General features: G+C 72.9%; 25 protein-coding genes and 1 riboswitch. Of the genes, 11 read left to right on the plus strand and 14 right to left on the minus strand.

The annotated features are described in order from the left end of the window. The first annotated feature begins 13 nt into the window (after positions 1 to 13). Together VKA29_RS03985 and VKA29_RS03990 are read left to right on the plus strand one after the other, a co-directional pair. Entirely contained in the window at positions 14 to 646 is a 633-nt protein-coding gene (locus tag VKA29_RS03985; RefSeq protein WP_324783742.1) for a TetR/AcrR family transcriptional regulator, read from the plus strand. Positions 647 to 1,112: 466 nt separating this feature from the next. Then, entirely contained in the window at positions 1,113 to 2,636 is a 1,524-nt protein-coding gene (locus VKA29_RS03990) for an NAD(P)/FAD-dependent oxidoreductase (RefSeq protein ID WP_324783743.1), read from the plus strand. 55 nt (positions 2,637 to 2,691) lie between these two features. On the opposite strand, the gene VKA29_RS03995 is transcribed toward VKA29_RS03990, so the two are convergent. From VKA29_RS03995 to VKA29_RS04020, 6 genes are all read right to left on the minus strand, one after another. Next, the gene (locus VKA29_RS03995; RefSeq protein ID WP_324783744.1) at positions 2,692 to 3,636 is read right to left on the minus strand and encodes a hypothetical protein; all 945 of its coding nucleotides are present in this window, start codon (positions 3,634 to 3,636) and stop codon (positions 2,692 to 2,694) included. A gap of 55 nt (positions 3,637 to 3,691) precedes the next feature. Beyond that, positions 3,692 to 4,615, minus strand: a complete 924-nt coding sequence (gene metF / locus VKA29_RS04000; RefSeq protein ID WP_324783745.1) for a methylenetetrahydrofolate reductase [NAD(P)H] — start codon at positions 4,613 to 4,615, stop codon at positions 3,692 to 3,694. 152 nt (positions 4,616 to 4,767) lie between these two features. Then, positions 4,768 to 5,448, minus strand: coding sequence for a thiamine phosphate synthase (thiE, locus tag VKA29_RS04005; protein ID WP_324783746.1), 681 nt, complete (start codon positions 5,446 to 5,448; stop codon positions 4,768 to 4,770). Positions 5,449 to 5,673: 225 nt separating this feature from the next. After that, complete coding sequence (locus VKA29_RS04010) at positions 5,674 to 6,039, minus strand: Rv2175c family DNA-binding protein (protein ID WP_324783747.1); 366 nt, start codon at positions 6,037 to 6,039, stop codon at positions 5,674 to 5,676. A gap of 109 nt (positions 6,040 to 6,148) precedes the next feature. Continuing rightward, the gene (locus VKA29_RS04015; RefSeq protein ID WP_324783750.1) at positions 6,149 to 7,378 is read right to left on the minus strand and encodes an FAD-dependent oxidoreductase; all 1,230 of its coding nucleotides are present in this window, start codon (positions 7,376 to 7,378) and stop codon (positions 6,149 to 6,151) included. 28 nt (positions 7,379 to 7,406) lie between these two features. Beyond that, the gene (locus VKA29_RS04020) at positions 7,407 to 7,760 is read right to left on the minus strand and encodes a hypothetical protein (protein ID WP_324783751.1); all 354 of its coding nucleotides are present in this window, start codon (positions 7,758 to 7,760) and stop codon (positions 7,407 to 7,409) included. Between the two features lie 52 nt (positions 7,761 to 7,812). Beyond that, positions 7,813 to 7,924, plus strand: a riboswitch (TPP riboswitch). Here VKA29_RS04020 and thiO point away from each other — a divergent pair. From thiO to VKA29_RS04050, 6 genes are all read left to right on the plus strand, one after another. Next, positions 7,922 to 9,076, plus strand: a complete 1,155-nt coding sequence (gene thiO, locus VKA29_RS04025) for a glycine oxidase ThiO (RefSeq protein WP_324783752.1) — start codon at positions 7,922 to 7,924, stop codon at positions 9,074 to 9,076. Its footprint overlaps the riboswitch before it by 3 nt. Continuing rightward, on the plus strand, positions 9,073 to 9,273 hold the full coding sequence (gene thiS, locus VKA29_RS04030) for a sulfur carrier protein ThiS (protein WP_324783753.1): 201 nt from the start codon (positions 9,073 to 9,075) through the stop codon (positions 9,271 to 9,273). The genes thiO and thiS overlap by 4 nt, the downstream gene beginning before the upstream one ends. A 3-nt stretch (positions 9,274 to 9,276) precedes the next feature. Then, positions 9,277 to 10,071, plus strand: a complete 795-nt coding sequence (locus VKA29_RS04035) for a thiazole synthase (protein WP_324783754.1) — start codon at positions 9,277 to 9,279, stop codon at positions 10,069 to 10,071. A 105-nt stretch (positions 10,072 to 10,176) separates the two neighbouring features. Beyond that, positions 10,177 to 12,150, plus strand: a complete 1,974-nt coding sequence (pknB, locus tag VKA29_RS04040; protein ID WP_324783755.1) for a Stk1 family PASTA domain-containing Ser/Thr kinase — start codon at positions 10,177 to 10,179, stop codon at positions 12,148 to 12,150. A 34-nt stretch (positions 12,151 to 12,184) separates the two neighbouring features. Further along, positions 12,185 to 13,063, plus strand: coding sequence for a deoxyribonuclease IV (locus tag VKA29_RS04045; RefSeq protein ID WP_324783756.1), 879 nt, complete (start codon positions 12,185 to 12,187; stop codon positions 13,061 to 13,063). 75 nt (positions 13,064 to 13,138) lie between these two features. Then, positions 13,139 to 13,756, plus strand: a complete 618-nt coding sequence (locus tag VKA29_RS04050; RefSeq protein WP_420718433.1) for a DUF4396 domain-containing protein — start codon at positions 13,139 to 13,141, stop codon at positions 13,754 to 13,756. 16 nt (positions 13,757 to 13,772) lie between these two features. Here VKA29_RS04050 and VKA29_RS04055 read toward each other — a convergent pair whose 3' ends face one another. After that, a complete protein-coding gene (locus VKA29_RS04055; protein ID WP_324783757.1) occupies positions 13,773 to 14,420 on the minus strand; it encodes a sulfite oxidase-like oxidoreductase in 648 nt (215 codons plus the stop codon). A 174-nt stretch (positions 14,421 to 14,594) separates the two neighbouring features. On the opposite strand from VKA29_RS04055, the gene bfr reads away from it, so the two are divergent. Further along, on the plus strand, positions 14,595 to 15,074 hold the full coding sequence (bfr, locus tag VKA29_RS04060; protein ID WP_324783758.1) for a bacterioferritin: 480 nt from the start codon (positions 14,595 to 14,597) through the stop codon (positions 15,072 to 15,074). A gap of 54 nt (positions 15,075 to 15,128) precedes the next feature. Here the strand turns inward: bfr and VKA29_RS04065 are convergent, their stop codons facing one another. Then, positions 15,129 to 15,353, minus strand: coding sequence for a (2Fe-2S)-binding protein (locus tag VKA29_RS04065; protein WP_324783759.1), 225 nt, complete (start codon positions 15,351 to 15,353; stop codon positions 15,129 to 15,131). Positions 15,354 to 15,509: 156 nt separating this feature from the next. Continuing rightward, positions 15,510 to 16,862 (minus strand): class II 3-deoxy-7-phosphoheptulonate synthase, encoded by a 1,353-nt coding sequence (locus tag VKA29_RS04070; protein ID WP_324783760.1) that lies wholly within the window; start codon positions 16,860 to 16,862, stop codon positions 15,510 to 15,512. Between the two features lie 109 nt (positions 16,863 to 16,971). Between VKA29_RS04070 and VKA29_RS36905 the strand changes: the two genes are divergently transcribed. Next, positions 16,972 to 17,028, plus strand: coding sequence for a trp operon leader peptide (locus tag VKA29_RS36905; protein WP_078912442.1), 57 nt, complete (start codon positions 16,972 to 16,974; stop codon positions 17,026 to 17,028). A 103-nt stretch (positions 17,029 to 17,131) separates the two neighbouring features. Beyond that, the gene (locus tag VKA29_RS04075) at positions 17,132 to 19,012 is read left to right on the plus strand and encodes an anthranilate synthase family protein (protein WP_324783761.1); all 1,881 of its coding nucleotides are present in this window, start codon (positions 17,132 to 17,134) and stop codon (positions 19,010 to 19,012) included. Here VKA29_RS04075 and VKA29_RS04080 read toward each other — a convergent pair. From VKA29_RS04080 to VKA29_RS04100, 5 genes are all read right to left on the minus strand, one after another. Continuing rightward, the gene (locus VKA29_RS04080; protein WP_324783762.1) at positions 18,964 to 19,959 is read right to left on the minus strand and encodes a 2-hydroxyacid dehydrogenase; all 996 of its coding nucleotides are present in this window, start codon (positions 19,957 to 19,959) and stop codon (positions 18,964 to 18,966) included. The genes VKA29_RS04075 and VKA29_RS04080 overlap by 49 nt on opposite strands. A gap of 88 nt (positions 19,960 to 20,047) precedes the next feature. Then, positions 20,048 to 21,073, minus strand: coding sequence for a 6-phosphofructokinase (locus tag VKA29_RS04085; protein WP_324783763.1), 1,026 nt, complete (start codon positions 21,071 to 21,073; stop codon positions 20,048 to 20,050). An 80-nt stretch (positions 21,074 to 21,153) separates the two neighbouring features. Continuing rightward, a complete protein-coding gene (locus tag VKA29_RS04090) occupies positions 21,154 to 21,831 on the minus strand; it encodes a response regulator transcription factor (protein ID WP_324783764.1) in 678 nt (225 codons plus the stop codon). Then, positions 21,828 to 23,105 carry a MacS family sensor histidine kinase gene (gene macS, locus VKA29_RS04095; protein WP_324783765.1) on the minus strand — a complete coding sequence of 426 codons (1,278 nt, stop codon included), beginning with the start codon at positions 23,103 to 23,105 and terminating at the stop codon, positions 21,828 to 21,830. The genes VKA29_RS04090 and macS overlap by 4 nt, the downstream gene beginning before the upstream one ends. Before the next feature lie 34 nt (positions 23,106 to 23,139). Further along, on the minus strand, positions 23,140 to 23,898 hold the full coding sequence (locus tag VKA29_RS04100) for a lysophospholipid acyltransferase family protein (RefSeq protein WP_324783766.1): 759 nt from the start codon (positions 23,896 to 23,898) through the stop codon (positions 23,140 to 23,142). Positions 23,899 to 23,980 lie beyond the last annotated feature (82 nt).

The raw sequence follows: 23,980 nt of genomic DNA on the forward strand, positions 1-23,980 counted from the left end.
GAGAATCGGGACCATGGAAAGCAGCAGCGCCACGACGGGCGGCAGCACGCGCCGCGAGGCCACCCGCCAGAAGCTCTACGAGGCGGCCGTCACGCTCATAGCCGAGCAGGGCTTCTCCGCCACCACGGTGGACGAGATCGCCGAGCGAGCCGGGGTCGCGAAGGGCACGGTCTACTACAACTTCGCGAGCAAGTCCGTCCTGTTCGAGGAGCTGCTGCGGCACGGCGTGGGGCTGCTGACCGCGTCCCTGAAGGAGGCGGCCGAGCAGACGGCGCGCGACGGCGGCAGCAGGGTCGACGCCCTGGACGCGATGATCCGCGCCGGGCTGGCCTTCATCGCCCGCTACCCGTCCTTCACCCAGCTGTACGTGGCCGAGCTGTGGCGCACCAACCGCGCCTGGCAGTCCACCCTCATGGTGGTGCGGCAGCAGGTGATCGCCGTCATCGAGGACGTGCTGCGCGAGGGCGTGGCGGGCGGCGAGTTCAGCGACGAGATCGACGTCCCGCTGACCGCGGCCGCACTGGTCGGCATGGTCCTGGTGGCCGCGCTGGACTGGCAGTCGTTCCAGCCGGAGCGCTCCCTGGACGACGTCCACGCGTCGCTGTCCAGGCTGCTGCAGGGCAGGGTGAGCGGCCACTGGACGTGACCGCCCGGAGACGACACGCCGGAGATGACACGCCGGGCATGACACGTCAGAGATGACACGCCGGAGATGACATGGGAAGGCGCCGGTCCGCTGTGGCCGCGTCCCCCGCGGGCCGCCTCGGACCGGCGCCTTCCCGTGTTCCCCCGTGTTCCCCGTGTTCCCCCGTTGCGGTCGTTCCCCCGGGTCCCCCGTGCCTCGCTCCCGCCGGCACCGGCCGACGGAAGGAGCGGATCGCGGGCCGCCGCGTTCCGGCGCCCCGTGTCGCCGGTGCCGCGGCCGTGCCCGTCTCCGTGCCCCCACTCTCTCGTCCCGGCGGGCCGGGCCCCATCCGCGCGCGTACTCATCTCCTCTCCTAGGTACGCGTACTCAGCTCCCCGCGCGGACCCCGGGACCGGTGCCCGGCGGGCCGGTCGCCGCGCCGACCTCGGCGGCCGGGGTGTCGGGGGTGGTCGATAAAGTCGCGGGCATGGGACGGATTGCGGTGATCGGCGCCGGGATGGGCGCGATGGCGGCCGCCGCCCGGCTGGCCGTCGCGGGCCACCGGGTGACGGTGTACGAGCGGGCGGGGACCTACGGCGGCGGGGTCGGCCGCTTCGAGCGGGACGGCTTCGCCTTCGACACCGGTCCCGGACTGCTGCCGCTGCCCGCGGTGTGGCGGGACCTGTTCGTCAAGACGGGCAAGGAGCCGCTGGAGGCGTGCGTCGAGCTGGTCCAGGTCGACCCGTCCTCGCGGCACGTCTTCGCCGACGGCACCGAGGTCGCACTGCCGAACGCCTCGCGGGCGGGTGTGGTCGCCGCCCTGGACGAGGCGCTCGGCGCGGGTACCGGCGGACGCTGGGGCGACTTCCTGGTGCGCGCCCGCGAGGCCTGGGACCGCACGCGCCGGCCGCTGCTGGAGGAACCGCTGTGGCCGAACTGGGCGGTGCTGGCCGGGCGGGAACCGTATCCCGCCGTCCCGCACAAGCGGCTGCTGCGCACCCGCCGGGCCGGCACGCTCGCCGAGGTCGGCGCCTGGGAGCTGCGTGACCCGCGGCTGGCCGCGCTGCTGGAGAGCCACGCCCTGGCCTTCGGGCTCGACCCGCGCGTCACCCCGGCGAGCGCGGCCGTACTGCCGTACCTGGAGCACGCCTTCGGCACCTGGTACGTGCGCGGCGGTCTGCGGGAGCTGGCGCGCGCGGTGTACGAGCGCTGCACGGCCCGGAGGGTCGAGTTCGTCTTCGGCGCCGAGGTCACGCGGATCGTGGAGAAGGACGGCCGGGCGGCGGGCGTGGAACTCGCCGAGGGTACGGTCGCGGAGGCGGACTTCGTGGTCGCCGGTCTGCACCCCGCCCGGCTGCACGCGCTGACGGAGCGTCAACTGGACGCCGCGGGCGACGTGTCCGCGGACCGCGGCGCGCCGCGCGCCGGGCGGTTCGGGGTGCTGCTGGCCCTGCGCGGGCCGCGCGAGGCAGGCGGGGCGCACCGCACGGTCGTGCACACCCCCGACCGGGAGGCCGAACTGGACCGGCTGTACGGGTCGGACGAGCCCCTGCCGCTCACGGAGACGGTACGGCCCACGGTGACGGTGCTGCGGCCGGACGACCCGGGCCTGCGTCCCGACGCGGACCACGAGTCGGCGGTCGTGTCGGCGATGGTGCCGGCGCAGGCCGACTGGAGCCGCCCCGAGACCCGCGAACGCGTCGCGGACCTGGTGCTCGCCGGGGCCGAGGCGGCGATTCCGGGGCTGCGCGAGCGTCTGGTCTGGCGTGAGGTGCGCACTCCGCTCGACGGCGAGGAGGCCACCGGCGCCCCCGGAGGAGCCGTGTCCGCTCCGGCGCTCGCCGCGGGCGAGGGCCGCTTCCTGCACCCGGCCAACACCACCCGGCTGCCGGGGCTTTACCGGGTCGGCGGCTGGTCTCATCCCGGTGGGGGGCTGCCGCACGCCGGCATGTCGGGCGCGCTGGTGGCCGGACTGATCGTGGAGGGACCGGAGTTCCGCGGCTCGCAGTGAACGACGGCGGACGCCCCGCGGTGCGGGCCGCCCGCCGCCGGGACGTCCTCAGCGGTCAGTAGCGGTACTGCTCGTCGTAGCCGTTGCCCTGCCCCTGCCCCTGGCCCTGTCCCTGGTCGTCGCCCTGGTAGGGGTAGGGCTGCTCCGGCGGGAGGCCGTCGCCGTAGGACTCGTCGGTGCGCTGCTGCGGGACCCACACGCCGCCGGGCGGGGTCTCGCCGCCGTAGCCGCCGCCTGCGTACTGGTCCTGGCCGTAGCCCTGCTGCCCGTACTGGTCGTAACCCGCGTCGTAGCCGGCGCCGTAGGACTGGGTGCCGATGTAGGGGTCGGAGTAGGCGGCGTACTGCTGCTGGCCGCCGGCGTCGTAGCCGTACTGCTGCTGGTCGTAGCCCGTGTAGCCGTCGTAGCCGTAGCCCTGGTCGGCCGTCGCGTACTGGTCCTGGGCCTGGCCGGCGGCGGCGTACGAACCGTTGTCGCCGTAGACGCCGTACGAGCCGGTGTCGTCGGGCAGGGGCTGCGGCTCGTACACCGCGGTGGTCTCGGCGGCGGTGGGCTCGGCCTGGCGGACGGGGGTGAAGACGTCGTCGCGGTCGTAGTCGTCGCCCTGGCCGTAGGCGGGTTCACTCCCGGCAGGCGAGCCGTACCCGCCGTCGGCCGCGTCCGGGTCGGAGACCTCCGGCGTCGGGTCCTGACGGTCCACCCGGCCGCGGCGGCGCTTGCTGCCGCCGCCTTCGGCGTCCGCGTCGGGGCGCTTGACCGCCCAGCCGGACGAGAAGCCGCGGCGGAACGACAGCGTGACGTAGGTCTGTCCGACCGCGAAGGCGGCCGCGCCCAGGCCGATGACGACGACGGACGGGATCATCACCCCGAGCACGACGCCGAGGAAGCCGACGAACGCGATCAGCCTCCAGCGCAGGCGCGCCTTGTACTGCAGCAGCACCTCACCGAGCAGCCACAGCGCGACGATGCCGAACGCGATGTAGAGGACCGTATAGCCCATGTACGCCCCTCTCCCAGTCGCCGCTACGAGTGTGTCGTACACCCGTGCGGCCGGTCTAGGCCCGCGGGGGGTGGTGCAGGCCCAGGTTCTCGTAGATTTCCAGCGTCGCCGTGGAGTTGTTGAGCGTGATGAAGTGCAGTCCGGGCACTCCCTCGGCCAGCAGCCGTGCGCAGAACTCCGTGGCGAATTCGATCCCCATGGAGCGTACAGCGGCGGGATCGTCCTTCGCTGCGAGGATCCGCTCTTTCAGGGCGCCCGGGAAGGCGGCGTTGGTCAGTGACGGGATGCGCTCCAGCGTCCTGACGCTGCCGATCGGCATGACCTCGGGGATGATCGGGGTCTCGCAGCCGGCGGCGGCGACCTTGTCGCGCAGCCGGAGGTAGTCCTCCGGATCGAAGAACATCTGCGTGATCGCGTAGTCCGCGCCCGCGCGGCACTTGTCGACGAAGTGGCGGACGTCGGTGTCCCAGTCGGTGGAGCGCGGGTGCATCGCCGGGAAGGCGGCGACACCCACGCAGAAGTCGCCGGACGCCTTGATGAGTTCGACGAGTTCGGCGGCGTAGGTCAGGCCCCGCGGGTGCGGCACCCACTCGCCCATCGGGTCGCCGGGCGGGTCACCGCGCAGCGCCAGCATGTTCCGGATCCCGGCGTCGGCGTACTGCCCGATGATGTTGCGCAGGTCGGCGACCGAGTGGTCGACGGCGGTGAGGTGGGCGATCGGCGTCAGCGTGGTGTCGGAGGCGATCGCCTCGGTCGCCTTGACCGTGCCCGCGCGGGTCGAGCCGCCCGCCCCGTAGGTGACGGAGACGAAGTCGGGGGCCACCGCCTCGACTCGGCGCAGCGCGGTCCACAGGTTGCGCTCGCCCTTCGGGGTCTTCGGGGCGTAGAACTCGAAGGAGTACGTCGTCTTGCCCGTGGCGAGCATGTCGCGCACGGTGCGAGCGTGGTCCGACCTGGTGGATGCGGTGCCGAGGGCCATACTCGCAGGTTAACCAGGGGCTGCGGACCACCCAACCAAACCTGGACCTTTTGCCCGATTTGCCGACTTGTTGTCCACTCCTTGGACAGATTCGCCCTCGTCAGGGGCCCGGCGGCCGCCGACCGGTTCCGCCGCAGCTGCGACCGGTGCCGCTACAGCTGCCGCAGCCGCTTGGCGAGCTCCGCCGCCGCCGCGCCCGGGTCGTCGGCCTGCGTGATCGCGCGGACGACCACCACGCGGCGGGCGCCCGCGTCGAGCACCTCGTCGAGGTTGCCGAGGTCGATGCCGCCGATGGCGAACCAGGGGCGGTCGGTGCCGAGGGCCGCCGTGTGACGCACCAGACCGAGGCCGGGCGCGTGACGGCCGGGCTTGGTCGGGGTGGGCCAGCACGGGCCGGTGCAGAAGTAGTCCACGCCCTCCTGGACGGCGGCGGCCTCCGCCTCGGCCTCCGCGTGCGTGGAGCGGCCGATGAGGACGTCGTCGCCGAGGATCGCGCGGGCCGCGGGGACCGGGAGGTCGCCCTGGCCGAGGTGGAGCACCGAGGGGCCCGCGGGATGCGCGGCGCGGGCTGCGTGGGCCACGTCGGCGCGGTCGTTGACCGCGAGGAGCTTGCCGTGTTCGCGGCACTTGTCGGCGAACACCTCCAGCCACCGCAGCTCCTCCGCCGCCTCCATGCCCTTGTCCCGCAGCTGGACGATGTCGACGCCGCCGGCCAGGACCGCGTCCAGGAACTCGGGCAGGTCGCCCTGGCGCCTGCGGGCGTCCGTGCAGAGGTAGACGCGGGCGTCGGCGAGCCGCGCGCGGGCGTCGTCGGTGGCGGCGGTGTCGGGCATGGTGGTGTCCCCCCGTTGTCGGCGGCGTGCGGGCCGGGACGGTCCCGGCGGGCCGCTTCCGGCCGCGCCGGGACCGCGCCGGGGCCGGTTCGGCCCCGGCCCGGACACCGGACGGTGTTCAGCCTGCTGTTCGTCCTCCGGCAGGTCTGCCGGTCGGCCTGTTCGTCGGCCTGCTCGTCGTCTCGCTCGTCGTCTTGCTGGTGGCCTGCTGGTGGCCCGTACTGATCAGACGGCGAGCGCCTGGGCGCGACGCTTCACCTCCGTGCCGCGATTCTCGCTCAGAGCCTGCGCGGGGGTGCCGGGCAGGGTCGGGTCGGGGGTGAAGAGCCACTCGATCATCTCTTCGTCCGTGAAGCCGTCGTCCCGCAGGAGCGTCAGGGTGCCGGTCAGGCCCTTGACGACCTTGTCCCCGTCGATGAAGGCGGCGGGGACGTGCAGCGCGCGGTTCTCACCACGGCGTACGGCGATGAGCTGGCCCTCCTTGACCAGCTGCCGCACACGTGTCACCTCGACGCCGAGCATTTCGGCGATGTCGGGGAGGGTGAGCCAGGCGGGGACGAGAGCATCGATCTTTGCGTCAATCTCGGTCACGGGAACAAGCCTGCCATCCCGCACCGACAGTCGGAAGCCAGGCCCGTCCGACCAGGTGGTCCCGGCTCCCGTCCGACCGGGTGGTCCCGGCTGCGGTCCACCGTCCCGGCTAAGCGGTGGCGGCCTTCAGCGGCTTGCTCGCGTCCGCCAGCAGGTCCGGGTTCATCGGCGTGCCCGCCTCGATCAGGCGCCTGCCCTGCGCCAGGTCCCTGGGCCGGCCCACCGCCAGCAGCGCCACCAGGCGGCCGTCGCGCAGCCAGCACACGGACCAGCTCGGGCCGGACGGGTCGCCCCGCCACAGGGTCGTGTCGGCGCCCGCGTGGTGACCGGCGTACTGCACGAACCGGCCGAACTGCTCGGACCAGAAGTACGGCACCGGGTCGTAGACGGCGGGCTCCTCGCCGATGATGTTCGCGGCCACCGTGCGCGGGCCCTGCAGGGCGTTGTCCCAGTGGTGCACCAGCAGGCGCTCCCCGTACCTGCGGGAGGGGAAGGACGCGCAGTCGCCGACCGCGTAGACGTCCGGCGCCGAGGTGCGCAGGCCGTCGTCGGCGACGACCTCGCCGTGCGCCCCGAGCACGATCCCCGAGCCGCCGAGCCAGCCGGTGGCGGGGCGCGCGCCGATGCCGACCACGACGGCGCCCGCGGTCAGCCGGGTGCCGTCGTCGAGGACGACCTCGCCGGGCTCGACCCGCGACACGCGCGCGTGGGTGCGCAGCACGGCGCCCGCGTCGGCGTACCAGGAGGCCATCCGGGCGGCCACCTCGGCGGGCAGCGCGCCCGCGAGCGGCCGGTCGGCGGCCTCCACGACGGTCACCGCGCAGCCCGCCTCGCGCGCCGCCGTGGCGAACTCCGCGCCGATCCAGCCCGCGCCGACGACCACCACGTCGTGCTGCCGGGCGAGCACCGGCCGCAGCCGCTCGGCGTCGTCCAGGGTGCGCAGCAGATGGACGCCGGGCACCCCCTGGGCCTGCGGCAGCCGCACCGGCTCGGCACCGGTCGCGAGGACCAGGACGTCGTACGGCACCGGCCCCTCGGCGGTGTCGAGTTCGTGGTCGCCGACCCGGACGCCCAGCACCTCGCGCCCGAGCCGCAGTTCGATGCCGAGCGCCTCGAAGTCGACGTCGAAGGCGGACCCCTCGGCCTTGCCGAGCAGGACGGCCTTGGACAACGGCGGCCGGTCGTAAGGCTGGTGGGGCTCGGCGCCGATGAGGGTCACCGGCCCGGCGAAGCCCTGTTCGCGCAGGGCCACCGCGGTCTGCACGCCGGCCATGCCCGCGCCGGCCACGACGACTCGCCGCTGCGGGGGTGCCTGCCGTTCCTGCGTCTGCTCGCTCACCTGATCACCATAGACACCTGACGTCACGTCAGTCGCGGTTCCCGTCAGTGACCTGCTCCACAACGCTGGTGCCGCTGCCCGGCCGGGACTCCCACTCCCACGTCTCCTCCAGGCGCACCCGGCCGTCCGGCAGCTCCACGACCGCCGACACGCAGTGCCCGCAGGCCGTCGTGCCGTCGTTCGTCAGCTGCACGTAGCGGAAGTCGAGCCGGTCACCTTCCCGGGTACCCACCAGACGGCCGCGTACGACGTCGCCGCCCGCGTACTCGGCCCAGACGGCGCCGTCGGCCTCGTGGTAGGTGAAACGGGTCCGGGTGCCCACCTGGCCGGCGGCCTGGTCGGCGACCGGTGCGAGGACGAGGCCGTCCAGCGAGCGCGGCATGGGGAAGGCTCCCTTACGAGGGCGACGGGGCGCGGGCTAGGGTGGCCACCGTACAAGCACTCGCGGGAGCCCGGACGCACCGGGCTGAGAGGGAGGCTGGCGGCCTCCGACCGTACGAACCTGATCCGGGTCATGCCGGCGAAGGGAGGGGCTGGACGCCCATGCCGTCACGTACGTCAGACGTCCTCGTCGTCGGGGGCGGGATCATCGGCCTGGTCACGGCCTGGCGCGCCGCGCAGCGCGGTTTCGCCACCGCCGTGGTGGACCCGGAACCGGGCGGCGGGGCCGCCCAGGTGGCGGCCGGCATGCTGGCAGCGGTCACCGAACTGCACCACGGCGAGCAGACCCTGCTCGGCCTCAACCTCGCCTCGGCCCGCCGCTACCCGGACTTCGCGGCCGAGCTCGCCGACCTCACGGGCCACGACCTCGGCTACCGCCGGTGCGGCACGCTCGCCGTCGCGCTGGACGCCGACGACCGCGCCCACCTGCGCGAACTGCACGCCCTGCAGCAGCAGTCCGGTCTGCGGTCGGAATGGCTGTCGGGGCGCGAGTGCCGGCGTCTGGAGCCGATGCTCGCGCCGGGCGTGCGCGGCGGCCTCCGGGTCGACGGCGACCACCAGATCGACCCGCGGCGGCTGACCCGCGCGCTGGTGGCCGCCTGCGAGCGGGCGGGCGTGGTCTTCCACCGGGTGTGGGCCGAGCGCCTCGACCGCGCCGGGGACCGGGCCGTCGGCGTCACCGCGGCGGACGGCACCGCGCTGGCGGCGGACCGGGTGGTACTGGCAGCCGGCAGCCTCAGCGGACGGCTCGCGGGCGTCCCGGACGACGTGCTGCCGCCGGTGCGGCCGGTCAAGGGGCAGGTGCTCCGGCTGAGCGTGCCGCGACGGTACGCGCCGTTCCTCAGCCGTACCGTCCGGGCCATGGTGCGCGGCAGCCACGTCTACCTGGTGCCGCGCGAGGACGGCGAGCTGGTGGTCGGTGCGACCAGCGAGGAGCTGGGCTGGGACACCACGGTCACCGCGGGCGGGGTGTACGAGCTGCTGCGCGACGCCCACGAGCTGGTCCCCGGCATCACCGAGCTGCCGCTGACCGAGACCCGGGCCGGGCTGCGCCCCGGCTCCCCCGACAACGCGCCGCTGCTCGGCCCGAGCGGGCTGCCCGGGCTGCTGCTGGCCACCGGGCACCACCGCAACGGCGTGCTGCTCGCCCCGGTCACCGGCGACGCCCTGGCGCACGTCCTGACCACCGGCGAACTCCCCGAGGAGGCACGCCCCTTCACCCCGCGGCGGTTCGCCCGCACGGAGCAGCCCGCATGAACATCTCGGTCAACGGCGAACTCCGCGAGGTCCCTCCCGGAACGGCTCTCGACACCGTGGTGAGGGCACTCGCCCCGGCGTCCTCCGGGGTGGCCGCCGCCCTCAACGAAACCGTCGTCCCGCGCGCGCAGTGGCCGTCGACCCCCCTCGCCGAGGGGGACCGCGTCGAGGTCCTCACCGCCGTCCAAGGAGGCTGACCCATGGCCGACGACCCCTTCGTCCTCGGCGGCACGTCCTTCACGTCCCGCCTGATCATGGGCACCGGCGGTGCCCCCAGCCTGGAAGTGCTGGAGAGCGCCCTGGTGGCGTCCGGCACGGAGCTGACCACGGTCGCCATGCGGCGCGTGGACCCCTCGGTGCACGGCTCGGTGCTGGACGTGCTCACCCGGCTGGGCATCCGGGTGCTGCCGAACACGGCGGGTTGCTTCACCGCCCGGGAGGCCGTCCTCACCGCCCGCCTCGCGCGCGAGGCACTCGGCACCGACCTGGTCAAGCTGGAGGTCATCGCCGACGAGCGCACCCTGCTGCCCGACCCGATCGAGCTGCTGGAGGCGGCCGAGACGCTGGTCGACGACGGGTTCACCGTGCTGCCGTACACCAACGACGACCCGGTCCTCGCCCGGAAGCTGGAGGACGCCGGCTGCGCGGCGATCATGCCGCTGGGCTCACCGATCGGCTCCGGGCTCGGCATCCGCAACCCGCACAACTTCCAGCTGATCACCGAGCACGCGCGGGTGCCGGTGATCCTGGACGCGGGCGCCGGCACCGCCTCGGACGCGGCGCTGGCGATGGAGCTGGGGTGCGCGGGCGTGATGCTCGCCTCGGCGGTGACCCGGGCGCACCGGCCGCGGCTGATGGCGCAGGCGATGCGGCACGCGGTGGAGGCGGGACGCCTGGCGTACCGGGCCGGACGCATCCCGCGACGCCACTTCGCCGAGGCCTCCTCACCCACCGGGGGACGAGCCCGGCTGGATCCCGAACGCCCCGCGTTCTGAGCACCACCGCGTTCTCGTCGCACAACAGTCACAGGTCTGCTGCATTCCGTACCCGGATCGGGTGAACCGGCGGCCGTGTCGATTGCGGCTCGTACACTCACCTGCGTGGATACGACCCTTCAGGACCCATTGGTCGGGCAGGTGCTCGACGGGCGCTACCGCGTGGACGCGCGGATCGCGGTCGGCGGGATGGCCACGGTCTACCGGGCCCTGGACACCCGCCTCGACCGCGTGCTCGCGCTCAAGGTGATGCACCCGACACTCGCGGCCGACGGCTCCTTCGTCGAGCGGTTCATCCGGGAGGCGAAGTCGGTCGCACGGCTCGCGCACCCCAACGTCGTGCAGGTCTTCGACCAGGGCGCCGACGGGTCGTACGTCTACCTCGCCATGGAGTACGTGCCCGGCTGCACCCTGCGCGACGTGCTGCGCGAGCGCGGGGCGCTGCAGCCGCGCGCCGCGCTGGACATCCTGGAGCCGGTGCTGGCCGCGCTCGGCGCCGCGCACCGCGCCGGGTTCGTGCACCGGGACATGAAGCCGGAGAACGTACTGATCGCGGACGACGGCCGGGTCAAGGTCGCCGACTTCGGCCTGGTGCGCGCCGTGGACACGGTCACCAGCACGAACGGCACCGTGCTCGGCACCGCCTCCTATCTCGCGCCGGAGCAGATCGAGCACGGCACCGCCGACACCCGGGTCGACGTGTACGCGTGCGGTGTCGTCCTGTACGAGATGCTGACCGGTGACCGTCCGCACGCCGGCGACTCGACTGCCACCGTGCTGTTCAAGCACCTCCACGAGGACGTGCCGCCGCCGTCCGCCGCCGTGCCGGGGCTGCCGTACGCGCTGGACCAGCTGGTCGCGTCGGCCACCGCCCGCACCCCCGACGTCCGGCCGCACGACGCGGTGGCGCTGCTCGCGCTGGCCCGTCAGGCGCGCGGCGCGCTGAGCGCGGACCAGCTGGACGCCGTCCCGCCGGGGGCCCTCGGCCCGGAGGACCGCGACATCTCCGACGACCGTACGAGCGTCATCCCGCGCCCGCTGACCTCCCCCGCACCCGGCCTCGCCCCCGCGGGAGGAACCCCGCCGTGGCCGCTCCCGGCCGGCGGGGACGGCGCGGGTCCCGCCGGGCCCGTGCAGCACACCAGCCGGCTGCAGTCGCCGCCGCCCCTGCCGCCGCGGCGCCGCCCGGGGCTGCTGGGGCGCGGCCCGCTCATGGTCGTCGCGGCCGTGCTGCTGGTCCTCGGCGTCACCGCGGGCGTCTGGTACATCAACTCCGGCCAGTTCACCAGGGTCCCGGCGGTGCTGGCGAAGACCCAGACGCAGGCCACCCAGCAGTTGCAGCGGGCCGGCCTCGACCTCGGGAAGGTCAGACACGCCTACAGCGACACCGTGAAGCGGGGCACGGTGATCAGTTCGGACCCGGCGCCCGGCGCCCGCGTCCGGGACAACGCCTCGGTGTCGCTCACCATCTCCGACGGCCCGGAGATGGTGCGGGTGCCCGACCTGCAGGGCGACCGGCTCGACCGGGCGAAGGCCCGGCTGAAGGCCGGGGGGCTGGAACCGGGCATGGTCACCGGCGCGTTCAGCGACACCCTTCCCAAGGGCTTCGTGATCTCCACGGACCCGGAGGCGGGCAGCAGCCGGCACGCGGGTTCGGCGATCGCGCTGACCGTCAGCAAGGGCAGCCCGGTCGACGTCCCCGACGTCACCGGCGAGGACCTGGCGAAGGCGAAGGCGGACCTGGCGGCCGCGGGCCTGAAGGTCAAGGTCGCGGCCGTGCAGATCAACTCCGAGTACGACAAGGGCCAGGTCGCCGCGCAGACCCCCGCGAGCGGCAAGCAGCTCGCCGAGGGCGACACGGTGACGCTCACCGTGTCCAAGGGCCCGGAGATGGTCGAGGTCCCGGACGTGACCGGCGACAGCGTCGACGACGCGACGAAGGCGCTGGAGGCGGCCGGCTTCAAGGTCGACGAGGACCGCGGGCTGCTGGGCCTGTTCGGCGACACGGTCCAGGGCCAGTCCGTGGCGGGCGGCGAGACGGCGCCCAAGGGATCGACGATCACCATCCGGATCCGCTGACGGCGCGGGACCGGCGGCGTGGCACCCTGAACGGGTGAACAGCCAGCGCCCCGGTCCCGCCCGCAACCCCGTCGGCAGCCACGTCCCCGTGGCCGGCGGTCTGAACACCGTCGGGCTCGCCTACGCCCGCGACCTCGGGGCCGAGGCCGTGCAGGTCTTCGTCGCCAACCCGCGCGGCTGGGCCACGCCCGCCGGCAACCCGCGACAGGACGAGGAGTTCCGTGCGGCGTGCGCGGCGCGGTCGATCCCGGCGTACGTCCACGCCCCGTACCTGATCAATTTCGGCTCGCACACCGAGGCGACGGTGGAGAACTCGGTGCGGTCGCTGCGGCACTCCCTGCGGCGCGGGCGGGAGATCGGCGCGCTCGGCGTGGTGGTGCACACCGGCAGCGCGACCGGCGGCCGGGAGCGGGCCGTGGCCCTGGCCCAGGTGCGCGAGCGCCTGCTGCCGCTGCTCGACGAACTGACCCACGACGACGATCCGTACCTGCTGCTGGAGTCGACCGCGGGACAGGGCGCCTCCCTGTGCTCGCGGACCGCGGACTTCGCGCCGTACTTCGAGGCGCTGGACTCCCATCCGAAGCTGGGCGTCTGCCTGGACACCTGTCACGTGTTCGCGGCGGGCCACGACCTGACCGGTCCCGACGGCATGCACCGGACGCTGGACCTGCTGGTGGAGACGGTCGGTGAGGGCCGGCTGAAGCTGATCCACGCCAACGACTCCAAGGACGTGGTGGGCGCCCACAAGGACCGGCACGCGAACATCGGCGCCGGCCACATCGGCGAGGATCCGTTCCGCGCGCTGACGACCCACCCCGCGACCGCGGGCGTACCGCTGGTCATCGAGACGCCCGGCGGCAAGGAGGGGCACGCGGCGGACGTGGAGCGGCTGAAGAAACTCCGCGACTCCTGACGCGTGGGAATACCCCCTAGGGGTATCTGGTTCCTGTCCGGTACAGAAACCGTCACCCGGCATTGGGGGCAAGCCATGGACCACGACGCGCACGAGGCGCACCAGGCGCACGCGACGGCGGCGCATCAGCACACGGCACATCGGGACACCGCGCATCAGGACGCCGCGCATCAGCACACGGCGCACGGGAGCACGGCACACCACCCCGCGGCGCACGACCCCGCGGCGCACGGCCACGCGGGCCACGGGCGCTCCCCGGCCGGCTGGGCCATGGCCGCGCAGGCCACCCTGCACTGCCTGACCGGGTGCGCCATCGGTGAGGTGCTCGGCATGGTGATCGGCACCGCGCTCGGCTGGGGCAACGCCCCGACGACCGTCCTGGCGATCGTGCTCGCCTTCTTCTTCGGCTACTCGCTCACCCTGCGCGGAGTACTGCGGGCGGGCCTCGGCTTCCGGGCGGCCCTGCGGGTGGCGCTGGCCGCGGACACCGTGTCGATCGCCGTGATGGAACTCATCGACAACGGCGTGATCGCGCTGTGGCCGGACGCGATGGACGCGGAACTCGCCGACGCGCTGTTCTGGACCTCCCTCGCCCTGTCCCTGGTGATCGCCTTCGTGGTCACGACACCCGTCAACAAGTGGATGATCGGCCGCGGCAAGGGCCACGCGGTGGTGCACGCCCACCATCACTGACGGCGGGCGCCGGGAGTCACAGCTCGGGACCCTCCCCGGGCTCCTCCTGGTAGGAGTAGCGCTGCTCCTTCCACGGGTCGCCGATGTTGTGGTAGCCGCGCTCCTCCCAGAAGCCCCGGCGGTCGGTGGTCATGTACTCCACACCGCGCACCCACTTGGGGCCCTTCCAGGCGTACAGGTGGGGGACGATCAGACGCAGCGGGAAGCCGTGCTCGGCGGTCAGCAGCTCGCCGTCCTTGTGGGTGGCGAAGACGGTCCGCTCGGAGGCGAAGTCCGACAGGCGCAGGTTCGCGCTGAAGCCGTACTCGGCCCACACCATCACATGGGTGACGGCCGGCGCCGGAGGGGCGATCTCCAAGATCGTGCGCGCCGGGATGCCGCCCCATTCGGCGCCGAGCATGCTGAACCGCGTGACGCAGTGCAGGTCGGCCACCACGGTGGTGTACGGCAGCGCCGTGAACTCCTCGTGGCTCCAGCAGTGCTTCTCGCCGCCCGCGGTGGCGCCGAAGACCCGGAACTCCCAGCGCTCGGGACGGAACTTCGGGACCGGCCCGTAGTGCGTGACCGGCCAGCCACGCTGGAGGCGCTGTCCGGGCGGCAGCTCGGACTGTGCCACTCCTCCCGAATCACGCTCTCCCGACTCGCGCTCCACCGGCTGACCCATGACTCCATCCTGACAGACCGGGGACGCTGCACCTGACGGGCCCCACTCAAATTCGGGCAACCAACGACAACTGTGCACCTACGTGGTAAGCGGAGACTTACTGGACGATCTTCCCCGCCGGTGCAATCATGCGGCGCATTCCGCCTGACCCCCGGCTTGGAAGGAGCCTTCGCGATGCAGGGCGACCCCGAGGTCATCGAATTCCTCAACGAGCAGCTCACCGGTGAGCTGACCGCGATCAACCAGTACTTCCTGCACTCGAAGATGCAGGAGAACTTCGGCTGGACCAAGCTCGCGAAGTACACCCGGCACGAGTCGTTCGACGAGATGAAGCACGCCGAAATGCTGACCGACCGGATCCTCCTGCTGGAGGGGCTGCCCAACTACCAGCGCCTCTTCCACGTCCGGGTGGGCCAGACCGTCACCGAGATGTTCCAGGCCGACCGGCAGATCGAGGTCGAGGCGATCGACCGTCTCAAGCGCGGCGTCAGGGTGATGCGGGAGAAGGGCGACATCACGTCCGCGAACATCTTCGAATCGATCCTGGAGGACGAGGAACACCACATCGACTACCTGGACACCCAGCTGGAGCTGGTGGAGAAGCTGGGCGAGGCGCTCTACATCGCCCAGGTGATCGAGCAGCCGGATAGCTAGGCGCACCGGCCCGCTGCGTCGGCCCACGGCGTCGGCCCGCGGCGTCGGCGCCGGTCAGGCCGCCTCGTCGAGGCCGGTGAGGAGCGGTCCGCCCTGGCCGGCCGTCTCGCGCCCCGGCAGGGCACCCCGCCCCAGGAGGGCCTGGATGCGCCGTACGCACGAACCGCAGTCGGTGCCCGCCTTGCAGGCCGAAGCGATCCGGCGGGGCGTGCAGGCGCCGTTCTCCGCGTGCTGCTTGACCTGCTGTTCGGTGATGCCGAAGCAACTGCAGACGTACACGCGGTTCACCTCCCGAGGGGATCCAGATGACGCCGTCCCCGTTGATCGGTGAGGCAAACCTAACCTTACTCGCCGGAAGGGGCCCGCGAAAGCGGAGTGGGGCGCGGATCGTTGTGATCCGCGCCCCACCTCATGTCCCGGTGACGGGGTGAGCCGTCACTGGTCCCGGTACATCTCGGCGACCAGGAACGCCAGGTCGAGCGACTGGCTGCGGTTCAGACGCGGGTCGCACGCCGTCTCGTAGCGCTGGTGCAGGTCGTCGACGAAGATCTCGTCGCCGCCGCCCACGCACTCGGTGACGTCGTCGCCGGTGAGCTCCATGTGGATGCCGCCCGGGTGGGTGCCCAGCGCCTTGTGCACCTCGAAGAAGCCCTTGACCTCGTCCAGCACGTCGTCGAAACGGCGCGTCTTGTGGCCGGAGGCCGCCTCGAAGGTGTTGCCGTGCATCGGGTCGGTCACCCAGGCCACCGTCGCACCCGACGCCGTGACCTTCTCGACCAGCTCCGGGAGCTTGTCACGGACCTTGTCGGCGCCCATGCGGACGATGAAGGTCAGCCGGCCCGGCTCACGGTCCGGGTCGAGGCGCTCGATGTACTGCAGCGCCTCCTCGGCCGTCGTGCTCGGGCCGAGCTTGACGCCGACCGGGTTGCGGATCCGCGAGGCGAACTCGATGTGCGCGTGGTCCAGCTGCCGGGTGCGCTCGCCGATCCACACCATGTGCGCGGAGACGTCGTAGAGGTGCCCGGTGCGCGAGTCGACGCGGGTCAGCGCCGACTCGTAGTCCAGCAGCAGCGCCTCGTGCGAGGAGAAGAACTCGACGGTCCTGAACTCCTCCGGGTCCGCACCGCAGGCCTGCATGAAGTTCAGCGCGTTGTCGATCTCGCGGGCCAGCTGCTCGTAGCGCTGGCCGGAGGGGGAGGACTTCACGAAGTCCTGGTTCCAGGCGTGCACCTGGCGCAGGTCGGCGTAGCCGCCGGTGGTGAAGGCGCGCACCAGGTTGAGCGTGGAGGCGGAGGCGTTGTACATCCGCTTCAGGCGCTCGGGGTCGGGGATGCGGGCGGCCTCGGTGAACTCGAAGCCGTTGACGGAGTCGCCCCGGTAGCTGGGGAGCGTCACGCCGTCACGGGTCTCGACCGGCTTGGAGCGCGGCTTGGAGTACTGGCCGGCGATGCGGCCCACCTTCACGACCGGCACGGAGGCCGCGTACGTGAGAACGGCGCCCATCTGGAGCAGCGTCTTGAGCTTGTTGCGGATCTGGTCGGCGGACACCGCGTCGAACGCCTCGGCGCAGTCGCCGCCCTGGAGGAGGAACGCCTCTCCCTTGGCGACGGCCGCCATCCGGGCGCGCAGCTGGTCGCACTCGCCCGCGAAGACGAGCGGCGGATACGACTCGAGGTCCGCGATCACTGCGCGCAGAGCCTCGGTGTCGGGGTACTCAGGCTGCTGCGCCGCGGGCAGGTCTCGCCAGGTGTTGCCAGCACTCGCGCTGGTCTTAGCGTTCACGGTCACCCTGTAAACATTACGGGGTCGTGTCGCGTGGTTTGTCTCCGGTTCGCCTGGTGAGACAGAGCGATCAATGGCCGGACGCGCCGCCCGCCGGTGCGGTAGGGTGCCTGGCATGTTCGCGCTTTCGACCCAGAACTGGTGGTGGACCGCTCATCCGGCGGCCCACTGACTGCGCGTACGCACAGACTTCGCGAAGGCCGCCCGAGGGGCGGCCTTCCGCGTTTCCCGGGCCGTTCCTCTCCGTCGATCGAGACCGAGAAGGACACGGACCCATGAACCTGCCGGACCTGCTGCACGACCCCCGCCCGTTCGCCCTGCTGCGCCGCCGCACCCCCGGCCACGACCAGGACGTCGTCGAGCTGCTGCTCGGTCCGGTCACGGTGCACGACCGCCTCGCCGACCTCCCCGACGAGGGCCTCGCGCTCGTGCCGTTCCGGCAGATCCGCGAGCGCGGCTTCGACGTGCGCGACGACGGCACCCCGCTGGCGGTGCTCAGGCCCGAGGAGACGCACGTCCTGCCGCTCCAGGCCGCGCTCGCCCAGCTCCCCGCCCACCACGTCGAGGTCCGCGGCGGCGGCTTCGACGTGCCGGACGAGGAGTACGCGCGGATCGTCGGGCGCGTGCTCCGCGAGGAGATCGGGCGCGGCGAGGGCGCGAACTTCGTGATCCGGCGGACGTACCGGGGTGAGATTGCGGGCTTCGGCCGGGCCGACGCCCTCGCCCTGTTCCGGCGCCTGCTGGAGGGGGAGCGCGGCGCGTACTGGACGTTCGTGGTGTGCACCGGGGAGCGGACGCTGGTCGGCGCGAGTCCCGAGGTGCACGTGCGGATGTCCGGCGGGACCGTCGTCATGAACCCGATCAGCGGGACCTACCGGTATCCGGCCGGGGGCCCCACCCCCGAGCACCTGCTCGGCTTCCTCGCCGACGGCAAGGAGATCGAGGAGCTGTCGATGGTCGTCGACGAGGAGCTGAAGATGATGTGCACCGTCGGCGACCGGGGCGGGGTCGTCGTCGGACCGCGGCTGAAGGAGATGGCGCACCTCGCGCACACCGAGTACGAGCTGCGCGGGAGGTCCTCGCTGGACGTCCGCGAGGTGCTGCGGGAGACCATGTTCGCGGCGACGGTCACCGGCTCGCCGGTGCAGAACGCCTGCCGGGTCATCGAGCGGCACGAGGCCGGCGGGCGCGGCTACTACGCGGGCGCGCTGGCCCTGCTCGGCCGGGACTCCGGCGGCGCCCAGACCCTCGACTCCCCCATCCTCATCCGCACCGCCGACATCGACGCCGAGGGGCGGCTGCGGGTGCCGGTCGGCGCCACGCTCGTGCGCGGGTCCGAACCGGCGGGCGAGGTCGCGGAGACGCACGCGAAGGCGGCGGGCGTGCTCGCGGCCCTCGGCGTACGGCCCTCCCGGCCGCGGTCGGAGCACACGCGCCCCCGGCTGGCCGACGACCCCCGGGTGCGGGCGGCGCTGGACGGGCGCCGCGCTTCGCTGGCGCCGTTCTGGCTGCGGATGCAGGAGCGGTCGGACGGGCTGGAGGGCCACGCCCTGGTCGTCGACGGCGAGGACACCTTCACGGCGATGCTCGCCCACGTGCTGCGCTCCGGTGGGCTGGAGGTCACCGTCCGGCGTTTCGACGAGCCCGGCCTGCGGGATGCGGTGCTCGCGCACCCGGGGCCGGTGGTGCTGGGGCCGGGCCCCGGCGACCCGTCCGACCTGGCCGACCCCAAGATGCGGTTCCTGCGGGAGCTGGCCGCGCGGGTGGTGCGCGACCACCGGCACGGCGTGCTCGGCGTCTGTCTCGGGCACGAGCTGATCGCGGCCGAGCTGGGGCTGGAGATCGTGCGCAAGGAGGTGCCGTACCAGGGGGCGCAGACGACGATCGACCTGTTCGGGCGCAGCGAGACCGTCGGCTTCTACAACAGCTTCGTGGCGCGCTGCGACGACGAGGCGGCCGAGGAACTGGCCGCGCACGGCGTGGAGGTGTCCCGGAGCGCGGGCGGGGAGGTGCACGCCCTGCGCGGGCCCGGCTTCGCCGGCGTGCAGTTCCACCCCGAGTCGGTGCTCACCCTGAACGGCGGCGCCGTCGTCGGGGAGCTGATGGGTCAGCTGCGCGGCACGAGCACGTTCTCGGAGCGGCGGCCCTCCGTGTAGTCCTGGACGTTGCGCACCGTGGCGTCGATGATCTGCCGGACGGCGTCCACGGTGTAGTACGCCTGGTGGGAGGTGACCAGGACGTTGGGGAAGGTGACCAGGCGGGCCAGGGTGTCGTCCTCGATGGCCTGGAGAGACTTGTCGAGGAAGAACAGGCCCGCCTCCGCCTCGTACACGTCGAGGCCGACGCCGGTGAAGCGGCCCTCGCGCAGCTCGGCGACGAGCGCGGCGGTGTCTATGAGGCCGCCGCGGCTGGAGTTGACCAGGACCGCGTCGTCCTTCATCGCCTTCAGCGCGTCGGCGTCGATCAGGTGCTGGGTCGCGGGCATCAGCGGCACGTGCAGCGTGATCAGGTCGGACTCGGCGAGGAGCCGCTCCTTGGAGACGTACTCCATGCCGAGTTCCACGCAGGCGGGGTTCTCGGCGACGTCCCAGCCGAGCAGCCGCATGCCGAAACCGTGGGCGATCCGGGCGAACGCCTCGCCGATCTTGCCGGTGCCGAGGACGCCCGCGGTGCGGCCGTGCATGTCGCGGCCCATCAGCCCGTTGAGGCGGAAGTCGAAGTCGCGGGTGCGGATGGAGGCGCGGACGATGCGGCGGTTGACCGCCATGGCGAGCGTCCAGGCGAACTCGGCCACGGAGTACGGCGAGTAGTACGACACCCGGGCGACCGTCATGGCGAGCCGTTCGGCGACCGGGAGGTCGATGTTGTTGAAGCCGGTGGAGCGCTGGGCGATCATCTGCGTTCCGCCGACCGCCAGGGTCTGCAGGACGTGGTTGTCCAGGGCGCAGTTGACGCTGGTGCAGATGATCTCGTAGCCGGACGCGATGGGGGCGGTGTCCTGGTTGAGGAAGACGTCCAGGCAGCGGACCTCGTGGCGGCCCCGGAAGGCCTGCTCGATCAGGGGCTTCTCGTCCGCCTGCACGCCGAAGGCGAGAATCTCCACGACTTCTCCGTTCTGCTGGGGTGCCCCTCCGCCGGGGCACCCCGTCGAATATATGCCGGGCGCATATGCCTGGCTCCGGTTCCGGTGATCAGCCGAAGAACACGCTGACTTCGTCGTACAGCGCCGGGTCGACCGTCTTCGGGCCGGCCGCCGCCTCGGTGATCGGGACGCGGACGATGTCCGTGCCGCGCAGGGCCACCATCGTGCCGAAGGCTCCGTCGTGCACGGCGTCCACGGCGTGCAGGCCGAACCGGGTGGCCAGCCAGCGGTCGAAGGGACTGGGCGATCCGCCGCGCTGGACGTGGCCGAGGACGGTGGTGCGGGCCTCCTTGCCGGTGCGGTGCTCGATCTCCCGGGCCAGCCACTCCCCCACGCCGGAAAGCCGCACGCCGGATGCGGGGCCCGCCACCGGCGTGAGCACCGGCTTGCCGTCCCGGGGGGCGGCCCCGTCGGCGACGACCACGATCGGCGCGTACGACGCGCGGAAGCGGGAGGTGACCCAGGCGCACACCTGGTCCACGTCGAAGGGCCGCTCGGGGATCAGGATGGCGTTGGCGCCGCCGGCCAGGCCGGAGTGCACGGCGATCCAGCCCGTCTCGCCGCCCATCACCTCCACCACGAGCACCCGCTTGTGGGACTCGGCGGTGGTGTGCAGCCGGTCGATGGCCGCGGTCGCTACGCCGACGGCGGTGTCGAAGCCGACCGTGCGGTCGGTGCCGTGCAGGTCGTTGTCGATGGTCTTGGGCACGGCGACGCAGGGCAGCCCGTGGTCCTGGGCGAGGACGGCCGCGGTGCCGAGGGTGTCCCGGCCGCCGATCGTGATGAGCGCCTCCACCTCGAGCTTGGCGAGGTTGTCCCGGATGCGGCGGACGCCGTCCGGGTGCTCCAGGGGGTGGGTGCGTGAGGTGCCGAGGAGGGTGCCACCGCGGGGCAGGGTGCCGCGCACGGCGGGGATGTCGAGGGCGACGGTGTCCCCTTCGAGGGGGCCGCGCCAGCCGTCCACGAAGCCGACGAAGTCGTAGCCGTACTCCTGCACGCCCTTGCGGACGACGGCCCGCACCACGGCGTTCAGGCCCGGACAGTCACGGCCTCCGGTGAGCACTCCGACACGCATGGATCTCCCCGTCCCTTCGCATCAGCTTCCGTTTCCCGTGGTTCCACGCTATCGGCGCGGCCCCGTTCGCGGCGCCCGGTTCACTCGTCGTCCAGCCCCCGCTCGATCGCATAGCGGACGAGTTCCACCCGGTTGTGCAGTTGGAGCTTGCCCAGGGTGTTCTGGACGTGGTTCTGCACGGTGCGGTGGGAGATGACGAGGCGTTCGGCTATCTGCTTGTAGCTCAGGCCCTTGGCGACCAGCCGCAGCACCTCGGTCTCGCGCTCGGTCAGCCGCGGCGCGTCCGGCCGGCCGGGGTCCGCGGCGGGTGCGGGATCGGCGGCCAGGCGCCGGTACTCGCCGAGGACCAGGCCGGCCAGGCCGGGCGTGAACACCGGGTCGCCGACGGCCGTGCGGCGCACCGCGTCCAGCAGTTCCTCGGTGGACGCCGACTTCAGCAGGTAGCCGGTCGCGCCCGACTTCACCGCCTCCAGCACGTCGGCGTGCTCGCCGCTGGCGGACAGCACGAGCACGCGCAGCGCCTGGTCGTGGCCGACGAGTTCCTTGCAGACCTGCACGCCCGGTTTGGCCGGCAGGTTGAGGTCGAGCACGAGGACGTCGGGCGCGGCGGCCTTGGCGCGGCGCACGGCCTGCTCGCCGTCGCCCGCGGTGGCGACCACCTCGAAGCCGGCCTCGGCCAGGTCGCGGGCCACGGCGTCGCGCCACATGGGGTGGTCGTCGACCACCATGACTCTGATCGCGTCCTGCTGTTCACTCATCGCCGCTCCGCCTTCCCCCGTGGGTCCTTCGTGTCGTCCGTGCGCTTCGTGCGCTTCGTGTGCTTCGTGTGCTTCGGCACCGTGAGCTCCACCTCCGTGCCCTGCCCCGGCACCGAGATCACCTCGGCGGTGCCGCCGAGGTCGCGCAGCCGGCCCCGGATCGACAGGGCCACGCCGAGCCGGCCCTCCCCCTCGGCCTGGGCGAGCCGCCCCTCGGGGATGCCGGGCCCGTCGTCCCGTACGGTCACCACGACCTCGCCGGGCTCGTCCTCGACGAGGATCCACGCGCGCGCGTGCTCCCCGGCGTGCCGGCGGACGTTGTCCAGGGCCGCGCCGACGGCCGCGGCCAGTTCCCGCGCGGCCGCAGGCGCCAGCGGCACCGGCGCGCCCGGCTCGGCGAGGCTGACCCTGGCGCCGGCGTACGGTGCGAGCAGCGAGCGCAGGTCGACGGTGCCGTTCCGGTCGGGTCCGTCCGGTCCGTCGGGCTCGTCGACGGTGGTCACGAGCGCCCCCGCGGCGGCGTCCACCGAGACTCGCGGCGCCGGCAGCAGCCCGCCGGAGACCAGCGTGCGCAGCGCCACCTCCTGCTCGCCCGCCATCCGGCCCAGCTCCGCCGCCTCGCCGCCGATGACCGCGCCGCGGCGCTGCACCATGGCCAGCACCTGGAGGACGCTGTCGTGGATGTCCCGGGCGAGGCGCTCCCGTTCCCGGGTCGCGGCCTCGATCTCCAGGGCGCGGGCGAGGGTGCGCTCGGAGGCGCGGGCGACCTCGACGACGTAGCCGATGGCGATGGAGGCGACCCAGACGAGGATCACGTTGTGGACGGTGTCGCGGGCCGGGGTGCCGCGTTCGATCAGGTTGGCGGCGGCGACCGGCGTGGAGGCGAACGCGGCCCAGCGCCAGCCGCCCTTGATGGCGTACGCGAGCACCGAGCCCGCGGTCCATATCGACGGCAGGGTCGGGCCGCCGTCGTCGATGTGCTGCTCGCTGACGGCGAGGGGGGTGAGCACGATGCCGGTGAGCGCGACGGCGAGGTCGACGGCCAGGAAGCGCTTGGTGCAGGCGGCCGCGTTCTGCACGCGCGGCAGGGTGGCGAGCGTCCACACGCACAGGACGGCGTAGAAGGCGACGGCGACGGCGGGGCGGTCGTAGCGGTCGTAGACGGTGGTGAACAGGCCGACCGCGTACAGCATGGTCAGCACCCGGTAGGCGGTCAGCGCGCGCCACAGCGGCTGCTCGACCGACATCCTCACGACCCGCTCGCGCTTCGGCACGTCCCCCACCCCCCGGCCAGGACGGGCCCGGGGCTCACGCCCCGGACTTGTCCTTCCTGGCCTGTTCCCTGGCCTGTTCCTTCCCGGCCTTCGCCGCCTCCGCGAGCTGCCGCTTGGCGGCGGTCGCGTAGATGTCGACGTACTCCTGGCCGGAGAGCTTCATGATCTCGTACATGACCTCGTCCGTCACCGCGCGGAGCACGAAACGGTCGTGCTCCATGCCCTGGTAGCGGCTGAAGTCGAGGGGCTTGCCGATGCGGATGCCGGGCCGCATCAGCTTGGGCATCACCTGGCCCGGCGGCTGGATCTTCTCGGTGTCGATCATGGCGACGGGGATGACGGGCGCGCCGGTCGCCAGCGCCACCCGGGCGAGGCCGCCGGGCTTGCCGCGGTAGAGGCGGCCGTCGGGCGAGCGGGTGCCTTCCGGGTAGATCCCGAACAGTTCACCGCGCTGCAGGACCTCGATGCCGCTCCTGACGGCAGCCTCGCCCGCGCCGCGCGCTCCGGAGCGGTCCACCGGGAGCTGGCCGACGCCCTTGAAGAAGGCGGCGGTCAGCCGGCCCTTCACGCCGGGCGTGGTGAAGTACTCCGCCTTCGCGATGAAGGTCACCTTGCGGTCCAGCACCGCGGGCAGGAAGAACGAGTCGGAGAAGGAGAGGTGGTTGCTCGCCAGGATCGCGGGGCCCTCGGCGGGAATGTTCTCCAGACCCTCCACCCAGGGCCTGAAGGTGACCTTCAGCGGTCCCCCGATGGCGACCTTCATCGCGCCGTACAACAACCGAGTGCCTCCCATGTCCGTGGGTCAGACCTTAACCCGGCCCGTCCGGAAGGCGTCGACGGGCCTGGTCGGTGTCGGTGCCGTCGCGTACGGTGAA

This window comes from Streptomyces sp. H51, assembly GCF_035656535.1.
In the GTDB taxonomy this organism is placed as follows: domain Bacteria; phylum Actinomycetota; class Actinomycetes; order Streptomycetales; family Streptomycetaceae; genus Streptomyces.